The organism is Thioclava sp. ISO4 (assembly GCF_058105145.1).
The window spans coordinates 806,199-824,132 of the sequence record NZ_CM176571.1; the positions used below are offsets into that span (position 1 = coordinate 806,199).

The following is a 17,934-nucleotide window of genomic DNA, read 5'->3' on the forward strand; positions in this document are numbered from 1 at the left end:
CCCTCGTATTGTCGCCGCGAAGTCTAAATTGCGCCCGATTTCGTGCCGATAAGCGGGAAATAAGAAACAGAAATTACAAGCCGAAGGGTGTTTGGGATGGATCGCCTGACTGAAATGGAAGCCTTTGCCACCGTCGTGGATCAAGGGGGCTTCACCGATGCAGCCAAGAAGATGGGCATCTCCAAATCGGCTGTGTCGAAACACGTCTCGGCGTTGGAGGCGCGCCTCGGCGCACGTCTTCTGAATCGCACCACCCGTCGCGTTTCGCCGACGGAAATCGGGCTGGCCTATTACGACCGCGCGCGTCGTGTTCTCAACGATGCGGGCGAGGCCGATGCGCTGGTCACGTCGATGCAGACGGCGCCCTCGGGGCTGTTGCGCATCTCGGTCGCCACTGATTTCGGTGTGAACCTTCTCTCGCCCGTTCTGGGCGAATTTCTGCAGGAATTTCCCGAAATCACCGTGAATATGGTGCTGAACAACCGCTACGTCGAACTCATCTCCGAAGGGTTCGACATGGCGATCCGTGTCGGCGAGCTGGAGGATTCGAGCCTTCGCGCGCGCAAGCTGACCGAGACCTCGCGCCGCATGATCGCCTCGCCCGACTACTTCGAGAAATTCGGTCGCCCCGAGCGGATCGACGATCTCAACGACCACAAGCTGCTGCATTATTCCAACCAGTCGGCGGGCAATGTCTGGAAGCTGACCGCGCCTTCGGGCGAGCGGCGTCAGGTCCGCTCGGCGGGCTGGCTGACGGTCAATGACGGCCAGTCGCTGCTGCATGCCGCGACCGCCGGTCTGGGGATAGCTTACCTGCCCTCGTTCCTTTACGCCGATGCGATGCGCGAAGGGCTGGTGGAGGAGGCGATGCCCGATCTGCCGATGGAGACGCTGGGCATCTACGCGATCTATCCGCCGGGCCGTTTCACCCAGCCGAAAGTGCGCGCCTTCATAGATTTCCTCGCCAAGACCTTCGCCGAGAAGGGCCCCGACAACTGGTGAGACCGAACTCCCTCCCGCGCCGGGCCATTCCGCCGGCTGGCGCTAACTACGGGTCGAGGTGAGAACCGCTTCGACCCGTCTGTTTTTCTCGCGACCCTCTTTGGTCAGGTTGCTTGCGCGCGGGGCGAGGAAACCCGCCCCCTCGGCGCTGAGCTGCGACGCCGCCACCCCGTAATCGCCGATCAGCTTCTGCCGTGCCGATTGCGCGCGTTTCTTCGACAGCGCGATATTGGCCGCAAGCGAGCCCACCGCATCGGTATGGCCCACCAGCATCACCTGAAAATCGGGATTGGCCTTGAGGAACTCGGCCAGCGCCTGCAGCGAGGCGAAATCGCCCGAACCAAGTGCGGAGGCCCCGGACGGAAAGTCGAGATCGTCGAGCGCGACCGACCCCTGCGCCTCCAGCGTCTGCGCAAGCGCGGAGGGGGCGACGGCGGGCGCATCGGCGCGCGGCAGAATCGGCGCGGTTTGCGGCGGGGCGAGCGGATCGTCCGGCTGGGCGGGCGTGACGTCCTGCACCCGCATCTCGGTCACCTGAATGAAGCCCGACTCGGACGAGCGCGACACGGTGATCGCAAAATAATCGGCCCCCTTACGCGCCGCGATATAGCGGAAGTCGCCCAGATCGACATGCATCGCGGGCTCCGACAGCAGGTCGAGCGCGTAGCGGAAATCGAACCCGCCGCAGGCCTGCGTGTCGCATTCATAGAGAATGTCGTAGCCCGCCTGTTCGAGCTGGTCGCGCAGGGGCGCGAGGATTTGCAGCGTCGTGTTTTGATTGGCTCGCAGCTGATAGGCGGTGTCGGAGCGCGCGCCTTCCAGATCGCGGGTGTCGAGCTGACCGTCCTGCCACGGCCCGACCGCCAACTGGTAGCTGGTGGCGGGGCTCGTTTCCTGCGCGGATTGGGTGGCGCCTGCGGGCAGTTGCAGATCCGACGCAGCCTGCGCCGCGTGGGACAGGGTGACGGCCAGCAGAGCGGCCAGAAGAAGGGTCGCCCGGCGGGTCATGCCACCTCCGGCGCGCGGCGATAGTGATATTGCGCGCGCACTTCCATACCGAAGCTTTCGGCGAGCGTGTTCGAGGCGTCATTGGCGAGCGTCGTGATCATTTCGAACCGCTCCGCCCCGGCCTCGGCGGCCCAGCGAGCGCCCTCATAGATCATCTCGCGCGCGAGGCTCATCCGGCGGTATTTTGGGGCGACGGCGAGCGCGTGGAGCATCGCCGCCCCCTCGTAGAGACCGATATAGGCGACGCCTGCGGCCCGGTCTTCCTTGCGGCCCAGAACGCAGGTTTTCGGCACCTCGGCGCGATCCATGATCGCTTGGCGCTCGGGTCCGACATCGAGCTCGGTCCAGAGGTCGCGGGCGATCTGCAGCGGCGGCCAATGGGCGAAAGCAGTCACTGGCGGCACCTCGCCCTGCATCGCGGCGATCGGAGCCGACCAGATCCGCACCGGATCATAGGATTCGTAGCCGCGCGCCTCCAGGACCGCATCCAACGCCTCGTCGCCCGCGCGGATCATGAAGCGCGGACGCTGGCCCAAGGCGCGATGCGCGGCTTCGGCAGCCGGAATGTCGGCCTGCTCGAGCGGCACTTCCAGCGTCGCGCAGCTGACGCGCGAGCCGCCGCCTTGCCCGTCGCGGATCAGAAACCCGCCCGCGCGGCGATATTCGGCTGCGGGCCAGGTCGCGTCGATGATCGCGTAAGCGTCGATCATGTGCCCTCCGGGAAGGCGGTCTTCAGCTCGGCGAAGCCCGCGTCGACCTGAACGGGATCTGTGCCGCGCAGAACGAGGTTCGTGCCGTAACGGCCCTCCTGCACGAAGGGGTAGGAGCCGATCGAGAGGTCCGGGTAGCGGCCTGCCAGCGCGCGCAGATCGTCGGCCACCGAGGATTCCGCGCGCAGGACCTGAAGGCTGCGCGAGAGCATCGGGACGCCGCCGGTGAGCTTCGGCAAAAGCCCTTCGACCATCGCCTGAAAGATGTTCGGCACGCCCGCCATCACATGGACATTGCCCAGCGAGAAGCCCGGCGCGGCGGAGATCGGGTTCTCGATCAAAACCGCCCCGTCGGGGATACGCGCCATGCGCAGCCGCGCGGCGGTGAACTCGGTGTCGCGGGCTGCATAATGCGCGGCGAGGATCGCCTTGGCATCCTCGCGCACGTCGAGCTTGGCTCCCATCGCCTCAGCCACCGCATCGGCGGTGATGTCGTCATGGGTCGGACCGATTCCGCCGCTCGTAAAAAGGTGATCATGGGCTGCCGAGAGCTCCCGCACCGCGGCCACGATCACGTCATTGTCGTCCGGCACCACGCGGATTTCGCGGCAGGTGATTCCGCGCTCGACCAGCTGACCGGCCAGATAATGCGCGTTTCCCTCGCGGGTGCGCCCCGAGAGGATTTCATCGCCGATGATCAGGATCGCTGCGGTGGGATTTGGCATCTGTGAGGCTCCTTTCGACTTGGTATAGGGCGCGGAACGGGGCGCGAAAAGCCCGGGCACTGGCCAAGCCCCGCTTTTGTGACTATCTAAAGGCCGAAACCCTTAAGGAGCAGACCGTTGGACGATACTCAGGGCCGCACCACGAAGGACGGAATCCGGATCTATGATCAAAGCGATTTTGCGGGAATGCGCGCCTCCTCGCAGGTGACGGCGCAAATTCTCGACGAGGTCGCCGATCTGGTGGAGCCGGGGGTCACGACCGCAGCACTCGACGCCTTCATCGAACGCCGCGTGGGGGAGCTGGGCGCCACCTCGGCGACCATCGGGTATCGCGGCTATCAGCACGCGAGCTGCATCTCGGTGAACCATGTCGTCTGCCACGGCATCCCGGGCGACAAGAAGCTGAAGGACGGCGATATCATCAATATCGACGTGACCGTGATCCTCGACGGCTGGTTCGGGGACAGCTCGCGCATGTATGTCGCGGGCAATCTGAGCCGCAAGGCCGAGCGTCTGATTCAGGTCACCCATGACTCGCTCATGGTCGGCATCGAGCAGGTGAAGCCGGGCAACACCTTTGGCGATATCGGCCACGCGATCCAGAAATTCGTCGAAAGCAACCGCATGTCGGTGGTGCGCGACTTCTGCGGACACGGCGTCGGCAAGGTCTTCCACGCGCCGCCGAACGTGCTGCATTACGGGCGCGCAGGCACCGGCGCGATGCTGGAAGAAGGCATGATCTTCACGATCGAGCCGATGGTGAACCTCGGCCGCCCCGAGACAAAGGTTCTGGCCGACGATTGGACCGCCGTGACGCGAGACAAATCGCTGTCGGCGCAGTTCGAGCATTCGGTGGGTGTGACCGCCGATGGCTGCGAGATCTTCACCACCTCGCCGGCGGGGCGCTTCCACCCGACCTGGCGCTGAGATTAGCTGTTGGTGGGGGCTCTGCCCCCACTGGCTGCGCCAGCCCCCCGGGATATTTCCGCCAAGAGGAAGATCAGGGATCGAGGCCGATGAGCCGCGGCACCTGGGCCATGTCAGTGAACAGTTCCGCCCCCTCCGCCGCGAGCTTCGGATTGTCGCCTTTCGGGGAATAGCCGAGGCAACGCATGCCTGCGTTTTTCGCCGCGCGCGCGCCGGTGGCGCTATCCTCGATCACCACGCAAGCGGTCGGGTCAGCGCCCAGATGGCGCGCGGCATGGATGTAGAGGTCGGGCTTCGGCTTGGGCAGTCCCATGTCCTGCCCCGAGAACAGCAGCCCTTCGAGCCGCGTGCGGATATCCGGGTGCTGCCCGAGCGTCGCCTCCATCTTCGCCTGCCGCCCGTTCGAGCCGACCGCGAAGGGGATTCCTTCCGCATCGAGCCGGGCGAGAAGGCGCGGGATGCCGGGCATCAGCTCGGTCCCCTCGCGCAGCCGGGCGTAGAGCCCCTCGTAATAGCTGTCGACCCAGCCCTCGGGCAGATCGGCCCCATGCGCGCGGCCCCATTGATAGACATTCTCGATGGTGGAGCCGATGAAGGCGTCTTCCAGTTCGGAAATCGTCTTGTGCAAGTCGTAGCGGGCGAATTCTTCCTGGATCAGGTCGAAGGTCGCGGGCTCGCTGTCGACGAGCACCCCGTCGCAATCGAACAGGACGGCATGGGGGATCTTCGGGTGGTGCGTCATTCAGACATCCGGGCAAGGGTTACGAGCGTGTCGCCATAGCGGCGCTGGTCGAGCTGTTCGAGGCGGGCGGGCAAGATCGGTGGGGTGTTCTCTTCCCAAACGATCATCGCGCCCGGAGCGATCCATCCATTCTCGAGACAGGAGGCGAGGGCGCGTTCGCCCAGCCCCATCCCATAGGGCGGATCGAGGAAGATCAGATCATAGCCGGGGCCGCGATTTGGACCCATATTGGTCGCATCGCGCCGCCAGACATCGGTCACGCCCATCGCGCGCATCGCCTCGATATTGCGGCGCAGAAGCGCGCGGGCGGCGGTGCCGTCATCGACGAAGGCGACGCGGGCTGCGCCGCGCGACAGCGCCTCCAGCCCCAGCGCGCCGGTGCCTGCGAAGAGGTCGAGCACCCGCGCCTCGGGCACCGGATTGCCATGTCCGCCATTCGTCAGCAGGTTGAAGATCGACTCGCGCACGCGGTCGGTCGTAGGACGCAGATGCGCGTCCATGTCGCCCGCACCCACATCCGCCAGTTTCAGCCCGCGTTTCGCCCCACCGATAATTCTCATTTCATCAGGGCTTTCAGCTCTGCCGTGGTCTCGACCGCTTCGGGCGTCACGGGCTTGCTCGCTTCGATCAGGCGCTTGCCGACCATATAGGCGCGCGCGTCGTTGATCGCGTCCACCGCGATCAGACGGCCTTCGCGGAAATACCAGAAGCTGCTGCCGTCATCGCGGCGGCTGACGACCTGATCATAGCCCGCATTGAGCCCGGCGATTTGCAGCTTCGCGTCGAACTGATCCGACCAGAACCACGGTTTCGGCGTATAGGCGCGGTCCGCGCCCAGCATGTTCGCGGCGACCAGCTCGCCCATGTCGATGGCGTTGCCAACGGATTCGAGGCGGATACGTCCCTCGGCACCGGGGAAGGAAGCGCAATCGCCCGCCGCCCAGATATGGGGCGCGGAGGTGCGGCCCTGCGCGTCGGCGGCGATGCCGTTTTCGCAATGGATACCGGCTTCGCGGGCGACCTCTTCGTCGGGGGTGATGCCGATGCCGACGATCACGAAATCGGCGGGCAATTCGCGCCCGTCCTCAAGGATCGCGCCGGTGACGGTCTCCTCGCCGGTCAGTCGCGTCAGGCCGACGCCTTCGAGGATTTCGACGCCGCGCTCGCGATGCAGCGTGCGGATCGCGTCCGCGGTTTCCTTGCAGGCGACGCGGCCGAGGATGCGCGGGGCGGCCTCGACGAGCGTGACCTCGAGGCCGAGCTTGCGCGCGACCGCTGCCGCCTCCAGCCCGATATAGCCGCCGCCGACCACCACGAGCCGTTTGCCGGGGGTGAAATGGGGCTGCATCCGGTCGACATCCGCGAGGTTGCGCACGGTGAAGACATTGCCCAGATCGCCGCCGATCGCCGCGGGCAGGCGACGTGGCGTGGCCCCGGTGCAGAGCGCCAGTTCGGTATAGTCCAACGTCTCGCCATCCGACAGGGTGACCGTCTGCGCCTCGGTGTCGACCGCGGTGACGGAAGTGCCGAGCCGCAGCGTGATGTCGTTCTCCTGCCACCAGTCCGGGGCGCGCAGCGTCAGGCGTTCAAGCTCCATCTCGCCCAGCAGATAGGCTTTCGACAGGGGCGGGCGCTGGTAGGGCTGAATGGGCTCCGCGCCGATCACGGTGATCGCACCGTCATATTTCAGCGCCCGCAGTTTCGCGGCCATCGAAGCTGCGGCTTGTCCCGCGCCGACGATCACTATTCCACCCATGACTTTCTCCACTGGCCCGGCTCGCGCTTGACCCTATATCGACGGGCGGAACAAGTGCAACGCGAACAAATCGGAGCTTTCTATGACCTTAACGACCGGCGACGTTCTTCCTGGCGCGACTTTCCTCGCGATGGGCGACGAGGGGCCGCAACCCGTTAGTCTTGGTGACAAAATGAAGGGCCGCAAGATCGTGATCTTCGCGGTTCCGGGCGCTTTTACCGGCGTCTGCACCACCGCACATGTGCCCAGCTTCATCCGCACCAAGGACCAATTCGCCGAGAAGGGCGTGGACGAGATCGTCTGCATCTCCGTCAATGACCCCTTCGTGATGAAATCCTGGGGCGAAGAGACCGGCGCGAACGAGGCGGGGCTGACCATGCTGGCCGACCCGGAAGCCGCGTTCACGCAGGCGATCGAGATGGATTTCACCGCGCCGCCTGCGGGTCTCATCAACCGCTCGAAGCGCTATGCGATGCTGGTCGAGGATGGCGTGGTCAAGCTGCTGCATGTCGAGGATAGCCCCGGCACCTGCGAAGCCTCGGCGGGCGAAGGGCTCCTCGCGGCAATCTAACGCGAGCCCTTACCGGAACATGAAAACGCCCGGCCAAGGAGCCGGGCGTTTTTCGTTTACTCTTCGTCTTTTTCGACCGGTTCGGTCAGACGCATCACCGGGCGCCCGATATCGCGGTCGACCTCGGCCACGCCCTCGGCCAGCGAATCCAGCGCACCGGCCAGTTCGATATCGAGGACGCTGATGCCGCCGCAATCATGGGTCGTCAGCGTGATTTCGAGCTTGTTGTAGACATTGCGCCAGTCGGGATGGTGGTCCATCTTCTCGGCGCAGAGCGCGGCTTGGCTCATGAACCCCCAAGCGGCGGAGAAATCCTTGAACAGAAGCCGCTTGATCAGGGCATCCTGCCCATCGGCCGCGCGCCATCCGGTATCTTCAAGCGCATTGAGCAGCGCCTTGCGTTCCTCGGGTTCGAGCTTCGATGTCATCGCTTACTCCCTGATGCGTTAAGCTGGCCCGCAGCCTTGCAGCAGCGGGCCGCCAGTTCAAGCGGCGCCGCTTTCGCGGGTCACGCTGCGGGTCTCGATCTTCGGCACCTGTACCACTTCGAGCGTCCGCGTGGGGAAGGGGATGCCGATGCCGTTCGCGTCGAACTCCACCTTGATCTTGCGGGTATATTCCGCCTGAAGTCCCCAGAAATCTTCCGTCTTGGCCCAGACGCGGAAGGTGAAATCGACCGAGCTGTCGCCCAGTTGCTTCACCCGGATCACGGGCGCGGGCTCTTGCAGGGCGCGCGGGTCGGAGAGCGAGATATTCTCCAAGACTTCCTGCGTTTTCTTCAGGTCCGCGTCATAGGCGACGCCGATGGTCAGATCCATCATCCGCGTCGGGTTGGCGGAGAAATTGGTGATCGCGCTCGACCAGATGTCGCTGTTGGGCACGATGATCTGGATGCCGTCATAGGTGGTCAGCATCGTGTAGAAGAGCTGAATCTCGGTCACCGTGCCGCTTTCCGAGCCTGCCGCGATGAAATCGCCTTGGCGGAACGGGCGGAACAGGATGATCATCACGCCCGCCGCAAGGTTCGACAGCGTGCCCTGCAGCGCAAGACCGATGGCCAGACCGGCGGCACCGACAAGGGCGGCCAGCGAGGTCGTCTGAATGCCGAAGCGGTTGAGGATGAAGATCACCCCGATCGCGAGGATCAGGTATTTCACCATATTGCCGAGGAAGCCGAAGAGCGTGTCGTCTAGCCGTTTGTAGCGCTGCGACAGCGCCACGATGCGCCGTTTGGCCCAGGCCGAGATCGCCATCGCGACCAGCAGGATCACCAGCGCAGCCACCACATTCACCGCAACCATGATGGCCGCATCGATCCGATCCTGCGTCAGCCACGCGCTGACATCGGTCAGGTCATTAAAATTCATTCATCGCTCCCGCTCATATGTCCTTTAACATCGTTACTTATCACTCCTGCTCGTCGCTTCCACCTGAGGGGGCTCGGAACGGGCCCATTTCGGTTAGAACCTCGATATCTTGGTCCACGGCGGCGCGTTCGGCTTCCAGATAATCCGCGACCGCGCCGCGCAGACCTTCATGGCCGATCCAATGCGCGGAATGGGTGGCCACGGGCAGGTAGCCGCGCGCCAGCTTGTGCTCGCCCTGCGCCCCGGCCTCAACCCGGCTCAGCTTGTGCGCGATCGCGTAATCGACCGCCTGATGGTAGCAAAGCTCGAAATGCAGGAAGGGGTGGTCCTCGATGCAGCCCCAATAGCGCCCGAAGAGCGCATCGCGCCCGATCAGATTCAGCGCGCCCGCGATCGGGCGGTCTCCATTCATCGCGAGCACCAGAAGCACGTCCTCGCGCATCTCGTGCAGCAGGTCGAAGAAGGCGCGGCTCAGGTAAGGGCGGCCCCATTTCCGTGCGCCGGTGTCTTGGTAGAATTGCCAGAACGCGTCCCAATGCTCGGGCCGGATAGCGTCGCCGGTCAGCTGCACGATCTCGCCGCCGAAAGCCTGCGCCCGCTGGCGTTCCTTGCGCAGCGTCTTGCGCTTGCGTGAACTGAGATCGCCAAGGAACTGCTCGAAGCTCTCGTAATCGTCGTTGAACCAGTGGAATTGCTGCCCGAGCCGCGGCAGCCAGCCCGCCTCGGCGGCAAGCGCCGCCTCGTCCTCGGTGCAGAATGTCATATGAACCGAAGATACTCCAGCGCCTTCGGCGATCTGGGCCATCCCGGCCAGCAGCGCGCGGCCCCCGGCCTCTTCCAGCCCCGGCAGAACCAGCAGACGCCGCCCGGCCACGGGGGTGAAGGGCACCGCGCATTGCAGCTTGGGGTAATAGCGCCCGCCCGCGCGCTCGAACGCATCGGCCCAGCCGTGATCGAAGACATATTCGCCCTGGCTGTGCGATTTCACGTAGAGCGGCGCGACGCCGATCACCCGATCGCCCATCCGCGCCACCAGATGCCGCGCATCCCATCCCGTCCCCGGCCCGACCGAGCCGGAGGCCTCTAGGGCGGCCAGAAATCGATGCGTGGTGAACGGGTCGAACGCCCGCTCCCCATCCCCGATTTCTGGGCAGGCGCAGGCGTTCCAGTCTTCTTCACTTATTTCGGAAATATCCGAATAAAGCGTGATTTCAACGCTTTGATCCATTTTATCCCGGGTGGTTAGGCCATCCTTTGCCTGTATCTGTGCCCTGAGCGCGCGGCGTCAAGCCGGAAGCGCCGAGAGGTAGCCCTCGAAGGTCACGTTATCGGCCACCCGACGCGCCAGAGCCTCCTCGTCGACCGAGCGGATCGTCCAGCACAGAACCGGCACGCCGAGCGATTTCAACTCGGTCACCCGCAGCGCGTTCAGGTCCTTCGCCTCATGCGAGATGAAGGCCGCGCCGACGCGCTCGAAATCCGGGATGTGACGCAGCTCGTCGCCGCGCGCTGCGGGCAGCAGCGCCCAGTCGTTTGGCTGATAGGCCGAGGTCGTCAGCCCGACCGGAACGCCTGGGGCCAGGTCGCCGAAAGCCGCCACCGCGTGCGGATTGAAGGACATCACCGCAACCGGCCCTTCATAGTCGCGCAGCAACAGCGCCGTCGCCTCTTCCAGCGGGCCGATCTGCTGGCCGAGCGCACCGTCCTGATCCTTGATCTCGACCAGAAGCGGCACCTGACCGTCCACGATCTTGAGCACTTCGGCGAGGGTCGGAATGCCCTCCTGCGTGCCGCTCAGATGGATCGCGCCAAGCTCAGTCGACGTGCGCTGGCGCACCGGGCCGCGCTCTGCGGTCAGCCGGTCCAGCGCGTAGTCGTGAAACACCATCGGCACGCCATCGGCCGAGAGTTGCACGTCGATCTCGATCCCGTAGCCCGCCGCGATGGCCGCACGGATTGCGCCGCGGCTGTTTTCAGGGCGCCCGAGCGTGTAGTCGTGCAGCGCCCGATGCGCGATCGGAAGCCGGAGAAAATCAGGATGCAATGCCATCACGCGACCTCGAAAATCGCCTCGATTTCGACCGCGACGCCCATCGGCAGCGAGGCCGCCGAGACCGCCGAACGCGCGTGACGCCCCGCGTCGCCGAAGACCTCGACCATCAGGTCCGAACAGCCGTTCACGACCTTGGGCTGATCGGTGAACTCAGGCGTCGAATTCACGAACCCCACCAGCTTCACCACCCGAAGCTTGTCGAGATCACCGATGGCCGCTTTCGCCTGCGCGATCAGCGCCAGCCCGCAGAACCGCGCTGCCATCGCGCCCTCTTCGACATCCATCCCGTCGCCGAGCTTGCCGCGGATCAACCCCTCGGGCCCGTTCGAGATCTGTCCCGAGACGAACAGTTGATTGCCGGTGCGCACGAAGGGCACGTAATTTGCCGCCGGTGCCGGGGCATCGGGAAGGTGAATTCCCAGCTCTTCGAGGCGTGCTTCGATCTTGGCCATTGCGCCCTCCATGAAATTTCGCGGCGAGGCTAGGCGCGCGCCTGTTCCCCCGCAAGCGGAATCGCGTCTCTTCTTCTTGATCGAAATATCCCGGGGGCGCGATAGCGCGGGGCGGAGCCCCTCACCGTTACGCCACCAGCGCCTCGGCCTTCTTCAGGTCGACCGAGACCAGCTGGCTCACGCCTTGCTCTTGCATAGTGACACCGAACAGCCGGTCCATCCGCGCCATCGTCACCGCGTGGTGGGTGATGATCAGGAAGCGCGTATCGGTGCGCCGCGTCATCTCGTCGAGCAGGTCACAGAAGCGCGTCACATTGGCGTCATCGAGCGGCGCGTCGACCTCATCGAGCACGCAGATCGGGGCGGGGTTGGCCATGAAGACCGCGAAGATCAGTGCCATCGCGGTCAGCGTCTGCTCGCCGCCCGACAGCAGCGACAGCGTGGACAGCTTCTTGCCCGGCGGCTGGCACATGATCTCGAGACCAGCCTCCAGCGGGTCGTCGCTTTCGACCAGCTGCAGGTTCGCCGAACCGCCGCCGAAGAGGTGGGTGAACAGCGTGCGGAAGTTCTCGTTCACCTGCTCGAACGCGGTCAGCAGACGCTCGCGCCCTTCGCGGTTGAGCCCCGAAATCCCGGCGCGCAGCTTGCGGATCGCCTCTTCGAGATCGGATTTTTCCTGCACCAGCGCGTCATGCTCTTCCTGCACCTCGCGGGCGTCTTCTTCGGCGCGCAGGTTCACCGCACCAAGGCTCTCGCGCAGCCGCTTGAGCCGGTTCACTTCCGCGTCGAGCTTCTCCGCGTCGGGCATCTTTTCGGGATCGGCATCGAGGCTTTCCAGCAGATCATGCGGCGACTTCTCGGTTTCTTCCAGGATACGTTCGGCGGCGTAGGCGACCGTCTCGCGGGCCGCATCGACGCGCGCTTCGGCGCGGGCGCGGGCTTCGCGCGCCTCACCGGCCAGACGTTCGGCCTCGCGCTCGGCCAGCTGCGCCTCGCGCAGGGCGCTTTCCGCACCCGACAGCTTGTCCGACGCTTCGGCCTGACGCGCTTCGGCGGTGGCGATGGCCTCCGAAAGCTCGGCGCGTTTCGCGGCCAGTTCCTCGGGCGCGGCGGAGGCGTCCTTCAGCTCCGCCTCACTCTCGATCTTGCGGGTTTCCAGCTCGGCAGAGCGTTTCTCGGCGGTCTCCAGCCGGTGCCGCCAGCCGGAGATTTCCTTGGTGATCTCCTGCCGACGCTTCAGCCGCGCCTCGCCCTCGCGGCGGATTTCGTCATGGGCGGAGCGCTTGGTCATCATCGTCATGCGGGCCGCTTCGACGGTCATCTTCACCGCCTCGACGTCGCCGCGCGCGGCGTCCAGATCGGGCAGGGAGGATTGCGCATTCTCCGCTTCGCGCAGCGCCATCCGCGCGCTGCCAGCCTCTTCCTCGTGGCGGGCGACGGCGAGCTGGGCGCTTTCCAGCTTGGAACTGGCGATCGAGCGATCGGCCTCGGCGCGGCTGAGCGCACGGCCTGCTTCGGCCAGACGGCGATCGGCATCGCGGCGCGCCTCGCGGGCGGCGGCATCGGCGCGGGTGGCCTCGGCCAGCGCGGCGGTCAGCGCCTCATGGGCGGATTTCGCGCCCGAAGCGCGCGCCTCGGCGTCTTCGAGATCGCGCTTCAATTCCACCAGACGGTTGAGCTGTTGCAGGCGCAATGCGGCGGCGGTCGGCGCATCCTCGGCGCCGGCGCGATAGCCGTCCCAGCGCCACAGATCGCCCTCGGTCGAGACGAGGCGCTGGCCGGGGGCCAGTTGATCCTGCAGCCGGACGCCCTCGTCGTAATCCTCGACCAGACCGATCTGGGAGATCCGGCGGACCAGCACATTGGGCACATCGGCATGAGCCGAGAGCGGCTCGACACCGACGGGTAGGGGCTGCGGCGCGGGATAGTCGGGCAGAGCTTGCCAGCCGGTCGCGTCATCCTCGCCGACTTCCGGCGCGCGCAGGTCATCGGCGAGAGCGGCACCAAGGGCCGCCTCGTAGCCGCGATCCACCCGGACGCGGTCGAGAATTTGCTGACCGTTGGAGGCTTCGCGCTCGACCAGACGCGCGAGCGCCGACACCTCGGCCCGCAAGGCTCCCGCTTCGCCCTCGGCCTCGGAGCGTGCCGCCCGGGCCGCGCTTTCGCGGCCCTGCGCCTCGGCGCGCGCGTCATCGGCTTGGCCAAGCGCTTCCTCGGCAGCTTCGGCGGCGGCCTGCGCCTGCGTCTGTGCGCCTTCTGCCGCCTCGAATTCCGCATTTGCCTTCGCAAGCGCGGCGGCAGCGGCCTCGGCGGCCTGCTTGGACTGCGCGGCGGCGGCTTCGGATTTCTCCGCCGTTGCGCGGTTGTCGGTCACGAGGCGCTGCGACGATTGGTGGCGGGCCGCGAGCCGCGCGACATCCTCGGTCAGTTCCGACAGTTGCGCCTCGCGCTCCTGCAGAATCTGCGCGGCCTCATGGGCGGCATCGACCGCCGCCGCCAGTTTGTCCTCGTGCCCTTCGGAGGCTTTCGCGATCTGCGCCTGCTCCCATTCGAGCCGCCCGATCGTCTCGCCCGCATCGCGGTTGAGGCCCGCTTCGCGCTCCATGTCATGCACGAGCTGTTCGATCCGGGCTTTCAGCGTCTCGATCCGCGCGATCGCCTGATCTTCCTGATCCGAGAGCGCGTCGCGCTGCACGGTGAGGCGTTGCAGGATCGCGCCTGCGATGGCTTCTTCCTCGCGCAGCGGCGGCAGCGCGTCTTCCTTGCCCTGCCGGGCCTTCGCCGCCTCGCGGGAGGCTTTCTCGGCCTGCGCGGCCCCTGCGACTTTCTCGCGATGCGCCTCTTCGGCGGTGGTGCGGGCCAGATCGGCTTCGCGCCAGCGGCGATACAGCAGCATCCCCTCGGCACGGCGCAGCTCTTCGCCGATGGTGCGGTAGCGCGCGGCCTGGCGCGCCTGCCGGGCGAGGGTGGCCAGCTGCGAAGCCAGTTGCTCGATCACGTCATCGACGCGGGTCAGGTTCTGTTCGGCACCGTTCAGCTTCAGCTCCGCCTCGTGGCGGCGCTGATAGAGGCCCGAAATCCCGGCCGCTTCCTCGAGGATGCGGCGGCGGTTCTTCGGCTTGGCGTTGATCAGTTCGGAAATCTGGCCCTGCCGCACGAGCGCGGGGGAATGCGCGCCGGTCGAGGCGTCGGCGAACAGCATCTGCACGTCGCGGGCGCGCACGTCCTTGGAGTTCACCTTATAGGCCGAGCCCGCATCGCGGGTGATCCGGCGCACGATCTCCAGCCCGTCGCTGTCGTTGAACCCCGAGGGCGCGAGCCGTTCGGTATTGTCGATCTGCAGCGCGACTTCCGCGAAGTTGCGCGCCCCGCGCGACGAGGCGCCCGCGAAGATCACGTCTTCCATCCCGCCGCCGCGCATCGCCGAGGGGCGGTTTTCGCCCATCACCCAGCGCAGCGCTTCCAGGAGGTTCGACTTGCCGCAGCCATTGGGCCCGACGACGCCGGTCAGCCCGTCATGGATCACGAGATCCGTGGGGTCCACGAAGCTCTTGAAACCGTTGAGACGAAGCCGAGAGAAGCGCAATTGCCGAACTTTCCGAATCTGACCGAGTTCTGAGAAGTGTCCGTAGAGCAGGCCTGCGAGTCAATGGGAAGGCACCGCATCTGGCTATGATGGGGCTGTTATCCACAATATATTGGCACATTCTCGCGCAGGGTTTCGGGTGGTGCGACGTGCCGGCTGAGACCACTTGGTATGCGCGCCCTCCGTCTTTTCCTTTTGCGCGCGGAGGCTTAGCATCTAAAGCGTCCCAAGGAGCCGTCCGATGATCCCAGCCCTGTCCCTGATCCTCGCCTGCCAACTCGCCGGCGAGATCCTGTCCCGCGCTATGCAATTGCCGCTTCCCGGCCCGGTTCTGGGGATGATCTTCCTGCTTTTGCTCATGAGCGTCTCGGGCAAGGTGCAGCAGATCGTGCGCCCCACGGCCCAGTTCGTCTTGCAACACCTGTCGCTTCTCTTCGTGCCTGCGGGCGTGGGGATCGTCGCGCATCTCGGCGCGCTGCGCGAGCACGGGGTGGGGCTGGCGGTGGCGCTGGTGGTGTCGACGATGTTGGCGATCGTGGTCGGGGCGGCGGTCTTCGTCGCGGTGGCGAAGCTGACCCGGAGCAATGTCGATGACTGATCCGTTCAAGCTCTGGTCCTATCTTTCCTCCGAACCGCTGCTGTGGCTGTGGGCGACGCTGATCGCTTATTGGATCGGGGATACGATCTTCAAAAGCGTGAACCGCAGCCCCTTCGCCAATCCGGTGATGATTGCGGTGGTGATCCTCGGCGCGGTGCTCCTGATGACGGATACGCCCTATCAGCGCTATTTCGACGGGGCGCAATTCGTCCACTTCATGCTGGGCCCGGCGACGGTCTGTCTGGCAGTGCCGCTGCATGCGAACCTGCCGAAAGTGAAACGCGCGCTGCTGCCGATCGCGGCGGGGCTGATCGCGGGGTCGGTCACGGCCATCGTCTCGGTTCTGGCGATTGCGAAGGCGATGGGCGCGGGGCCGGAACTGCTCGCCTCGCTCGCGCCGAAATCGGTGACGGCCCCGGTGGCCATCGGGATTTCGCAATCGCTTGGTGGCGAGCCGTCGCTGACCGCGGCGCTGGTGATCCTGACCGGCATGATCGGGGCGATCACGGTGACGCCGATGCTCAACCTTTTGGGTTTTCGCGACTGGCGCGCGCGGGGCTTCGCGGTGGGTGTGGCCGCCCACGGCATCGGTACGGCGCGGGCGTTTCAGGTGCATGAGACCGCGGGCGCCTTTGCGTCGATCGGCATGGGGCTGAACGCGGTGCTGACCGCCTTCCTCGCGCCGGTGGTGCTGAGCTACTTCGGTTAATCGCTTTCCGTCAGTATTGGCGCGGCGGGCGCGCCTTGTAGACCGGAAGCTTCCAGCCGAAACGCAGCGATCCGGCCCGCAGCGCAAAGGTCACGCCACCGCAGATCAAAAGCGCGATCAGCGTATCCGCCCCGAGGGCCGTCGCGACCACTGCGCTCATGGCCCCCGCAAACGCGCAGGAGAGATACAGCTCGCCCTGTTTGAGAACCAGCGGCACCTCGTTGCAGACCACGTCCCGCATCAGGCCGCCGAACGTGCCGGTGGCGATGCCCATGATCAGCACGATCACCGGGCCATGCTCCAGCCGCATCGTGATCGCCACGCCCGCAGGCACGGCCACCGCCAAGGCGCAGGCATCGAGCCACAGCAGCGCGCGGTAGCGGCTTTCCAGAAGATGCGCGGTGAAGAAGACGACCACCGCCGCCCCCGCCGCGATCAGCACATATGTGGGATCGCCAACCCAGAAGACCGGGTCGCGGCCCAGAAGCAGATCGCGCAGCGTGCCGCCGCCGATAGCGGTCAGCGCGGCAATGAAGATGAAGCCCACGAGGTCGAGTTGCTGGCGCGAGGCGACCAGCGCCCCGGTCAGCGCGAAGACCAGCACCGAGGCATAATCCAGCGCCGCGCCCAAGGGAAACTCCCCCAGCCAGTCGGGCAGGGCGGTCATTTTTGCTTGGCCGGTTTGAAGGGCTCCATCCCGGCGCGGGCCAGCTCGTCGGCGCGCTCGTTCTCTGGGTGACCCGCATGGCCCTTGATCCATTCCCACGTCACGCGATGGCGGCGCTGCGCTTCGTCGAGCCGCTGCCAGAGATCGACGTTCTTCACCGGCTTCTTCGCCGCGGTCTTCCAGCCGTTGCGCTTCCAGCCGTGGATCCAGCCAGTCACGCCGTTCTTCACGTAAGCGGAGTCGGTGGTGATCGTGATCGCGGTGTCGCGGGTCAGGGTCTCCAGCGCGTTGATCGCGGCCAGAAGCTCCATCCGATTATTGGTGGTCTCGGCCTCGCCACCCTTCAGCTCGCGCTCCTTGACGACGCTGTCGCCGTCCATCGCGCGCATCAAGACGCCCCAGCCGCCGGGGCCGGGGTTGCCGCTGCAGGCGCCATCCGTCCATGCGTAAAGCTCAGGCATCGAGACCCACATAGCCGTCGAGCGCTGCGATCCGGTCGAGCCAGCGGCGCAGCGCCGGGAAGGGCTCGAGGTCATAACCGCCGCGGGTCTCGGCGGTATGGGTGTAGGCGTAAAGGCAGATGTCGGCGAGGCTCATCGTGTCGCCCGCGAGCCAATCCGCCTGCTCCAGCCGCTGCTCCATGATGCCCAGCAGGACGTGGCCGCGCACTTCCAGTGCGTCGAGCGTCTCCTGCGTGCGCTCATGCGCGCGATGCGGATAGCACAGGATCGCGGCGCGCACGGCGATGACGCCCTCGTGCTGGTTCTGCTCCCAGAACATCCACGACAGCATCTGCGCGCGGGCGAAGCGGTCCTCGGGGATAAAGCGCGAGCCCTCGCCGAGATAGGTCAGGATCGCGTTGGACTCCGCCAGCACGCGCCCGTCATCGAGATGCAGCGCGGGCGCCTTGCCGAAGGGCAGCGCGCCGCTCTCATGAGCCTCGGTCAAAGCCTCGGTGTTGTATTCCACATCGACCCGGTCGTAGCTCTGACCGAGAAGTGCCATCAACAGGCGCACTTTGTAGCTGTTGCCCGAGGAGGGCATCGAATAGAGCTTCATCT

20 protein-coding genes are annotated in these 17,934 nt (G+C 65.8%); 5 read left to right on the forward strand and 15 right to left on the reverse strand.

Going from position 1 to position 17,934, the window contains the following annotated elements:
- Positions 1-96 precede the first annotated feature (96 nt).
- A complete protein-coding gene (locus AC2TZ7_RS04105) occupies positions 97-1,002 on the forward strand; it encodes a LysR family transcriptional regulator (protein ID WP_078522334.1) in 906 nt (301 codons plus the stop codon).
- Between the two features lie 42 nt (positions 1,003-1,044).
- Here the strand turns inward: AC2TZ7_RS04105 and AC2TZ7_RS04110 are convergent, their stop codons facing one another.
- Genes AC2TZ7_RS04110 through AC2TZ7_RS04120 form a run of 3 tightly spaced genes read right to left on the reverse strand, consistent with a single transcriptional unit; the run spans position 1,045 to position 3,445 of the window.
- Complete coding sequence (locus AC2TZ7_RS04110) at positions 1,045-2,010, reverse strand: OmpA family protein (RefSeq protein ID WP_489865991.1); 966 nt, start codon at positions 2,008-2,010, stop codon at positions 1,045-1,047.
- Positions 2,007-2,720 carry a GNAT family N-acetyltransferase gene (locus tag AC2TZ7_RS04115; RefSeq protein WP_489865992.1) on the reverse strand — a complete coding sequence of 238 codons (714 nt, stop codon included), beginning with the start codon at positions 2,718-2,720 and terminating at the stop codon, positions 2,007-2,009. The genes AC2TZ7_RS04110 and AC2TZ7_RS04115 overlap by 4 nt, the downstream gene beginning before the upstream one ends.
- Positions 2,717-3,445: a competence/damage-inducible protein A gene (locus AC2TZ7_RS04120; protein ID WP_489865993.1), complete on the reverse strand. Its 729-nt coding sequence runs from the start codon at positions 3,443-3,445 to the stop codon at positions 2,717-2,719. Before AC2TZ7_RS04120 ends, AC2TZ7_RS04115 begins: the two co-directional genes overlap by 4 nt.
- A 117-nt stretch (positions 3,446-3,562) precedes the next feature.
- Here AC2TZ7_RS04120 and map point away from each other — a divergent pair, with 117 nt between their 5' ends.
- A complete protein-coding gene (gene map, locus AC2TZ7_RS04125) occupies positions 3,563-4,372 on the forward strand; it encodes a type I methionyl aminopeptidase (protein WP_078541690.1) in 810 nt (269 codons plus the stop codon).
- A gap of 73 nt (positions 4,373-4,445) precedes the next feature.
- Here map and AC2TZ7_RS04130 read toward each other — a convergent pair whose 3' ends face one another.
- Genes AC2TZ7_RS04130 through AC2TZ7_RS04140 form a run of 3 tightly spaced genes read right to left on the reverse strand, consistent with a single transcriptional unit; the run spans position 4,446 to position 6,870 of the window.
- On the reverse strand, positions 4,446-5,114 hold the full coding sequence (locus tag AC2TZ7_RS04130) for an HAD family hydrolase (protein WP_489865994.1): 669 nt from the start codon (positions 5,112-5,114) through the stop codon (positions 4,446-4,448).
- Positions 5,111-5,674 carry a 16S rRNA (guanine(966)-N(2))-methyltransferase RsmD gene (gene rsmD / locus AC2TZ7_RS04135; RefSeq protein ID WP_489865995.1) on the reverse strand — a complete coding sequence of 188 codons (564 nt, stop codon included), beginning with the start codon at positions 5,672-5,674 and terminating at the stop codon, positions 5,111-5,113. The genes AC2TZ7_RS04130 and rsmD overlap by 4 nt, the downstream gene beginning before the upstream one ends.
- Positions 5,671-6,870, reverse strand: a complete 1,200-nt coding sequence (locus AC2TZ7_RS04140) for an NAD(P)/FAD-dependent oxidoreductase (protein WP_489865996.1) — start codon at positions 6,868-6,870, stop codon at positions 5,671-5,673. The genes rsmD and AC2TZ7_RS04140 overlap by 4 nt, the downstream gene beginning before the upstream one ends.
- A gap of 82 nt (positions 6,871-6,952) precedes the next feature.
- On the opposite strand from AC2TZ7_RS04140, the gene AC2TZ7_RS04145 reads away from it, so the two are divergent.
- A complete protein-coding gene (locus tag AC2TZ7_RS04145) occupies positions 6,953-7,441 on the forward strand; it encodes a peroxiredoxin (RefSeq protein WP_098409720.1) in 489 nt (162 codons plus the stop codon).
- A 56-nt stretch (positions 7,442-7,497) separates the two neighbouring features.
- Here the strand turns inward: AC2TZ7_RS04145 and AC2TZ7_RS04150 are convergent, their stop codons facing one another.
- From AC2TZ7_RS04150 to smc, 6 genes are all read right to left on the reverse strand, one after another.
- Positions 7,498-7,869 (reverse strand): 4a-hydroxytetrahydrobiopterin dehydratase, encoded by a 372-nt coding sequence (locus AC2TZ7_RS04150; RefSeq protein WP_489865997.1) that lies wholly within the window; start codon positions 7,867-7,869, stop codon positions 7,498-7,500.
- Positions 7,870-7,926: 57 nt separating this feature from the next.
- Positions 7,927-8,808, reverse strand: coding sequence for a mechanosensitive ion channel family protein (locus AC2TZ7_RS04155; RefSeq protein ID WP_489865998.1), 882 nt, complete (start codon positions 8,806-8,808; stop codon positions 7,927-7,929).
- A 40-nt stretch (positions 8,809-8,848) separates the two neighbouring features.
- Positions 8,849-10,036: a GNAT family N-acetyltransferase gene (locus tag AC2TZ7_RS04160; protein ID WP_489865999.1), complete on the reverse strand. Its 1,188-nt coding sequence runs from the start codon at positions 10,034-10,036 to the stop codon at positions 8,849-8,851.
- 57 nt (positions 10,037-10,093) lie between these two features.
- The gene (locus tag AC2TZ7_RS04165; RefSeq protein ID WP_489866000.1) at positions 10,094-10,858 is read right to left on the reverse strand and encodes a glycerophosphodiester phosphodiesterase family protein; all 765 of its coding nucleotides are present in this window, start codon (positions 10,856-10,858) and stop codon (positions 10,094-10,096) included.
- The gene (locus AC2TZ7_RS04170) at positions 10,858-11,313 is read right to left on the reverse strand and encodes a RidA family protein (RefSeq protein WP_078541698.1); all 456 of its coding nucleotides are present in this window, start codon (positions 11,311-11,313) and stop codon (positions 10,858-10,860) included. The genes AC2TZ7_RS04165 and AC2TZ7_RS04170 overlap by 1 nt, the downstream gene beginning before the upstream one ends.
- 127 nt (positions 11,314-11,440) lie before the next feature.
- Positions 11,441-14,899, reverse strand: coding sequence for a chromosome segregation protein SMC (gene smc, locus AC2TZ7_RS04175; RefSeq protein ID WP_489866001.1), 3,459 nt, complete (start codon positions 14,897-14,899; stop codon positions 11,441-11,443).
- Positions 14,900-15,140: 241 nt separating this feature from the next.
- On the opposite strand from smc, the gene AC2TZ7_RS04180 reads away from it, so the two are divergent.
- Both AC2TZ7_RS04180 and AC2TZ7_RS04185 read left to right on the forward strand, forming a co-directional pair.
- The gene (locus AC2TZ7_RS04180) at positions 15,141-15,497 is read left to right on the forward strand and encodes a CidA/LrgA family protein (RefSeq protein WP_489866002.1); all 357 of its coding nucleotides are present in this window, start codon (positions 15,141-15,143) and stop codon (positions 15,495-15,497) included.
- On the forward strand, positions 15,490-16,206 hold the full coding sequence (locus tag AC2TZ7_RS04185; protein ID WP_078550829.1) for an LrgB family protein: 717 nt from the start codon (positions 15,490-15,492) through the stop codon (positions 16,204-16,206). The genes AC2TZ7_RS04180 and AC2TZ7_RS04185 overlap by 8 nt, the downstream gene beginning before the upstream one ends.
- Before the next feature lie 10 nt (positions 16,207-16,216).
- On the opposite strand, the gene AC2TZ7_RS04190 is transcribed toward AC2TZ7_RS04185, so the two are convergent.
- The 3 genes from AC2TZ7_RS04190 to AC2TZ7_RS04200 are packed head-to-tail and all read right to left on the reverse strand — an operon-like array spanning position 16,217 to position 17,932.
- Positions 16,217-16,873 carry a trimeric intracellular cation channel family protein gene (locus tag AC2TZ7_RS04190; protein WP_083076249.1) on the reverse strand — a complete coding sequence of 219 codons (657 nt, stop codon included), beginning with the start codon at positions 16,871-16,873 and terminating at the stop codon, positions 16,217-16,219.
- Positions 16,870-17,334 carry a ribonuclease HI gene (rnhA, locus tag AC2TZ7_RS04195; protein WP_098412397.1) on the reverse strand — a complete coding sequence of 155 codons (465 nt, stop codon included), beginning with the start codon at positions 17,332-17,334 and terminating at the stop codon, positions 16,870-16,872. Before rnhA ends, AC2TZ7_RS04190 begins: the two co-directional genes overlap by 4 nt.
- On the reverse strand, positions 17,327-17,932 hold the full coding sequence (locus tag AC2TZ7_RS04200; RefSeq protein ID WP_489866003.1) for a glutathione S-transferase family protein: 606 nt from the start codon (positions 17,930-17,932) through the stop codon (positions 17,327-17,329). Before AC2TZ7_RS04200 ends, rnhA begins: the two co-directional genes overlap by 8 nt.
- Positions 17,933-17,934 lie beyond the last annotated feature (2 nt).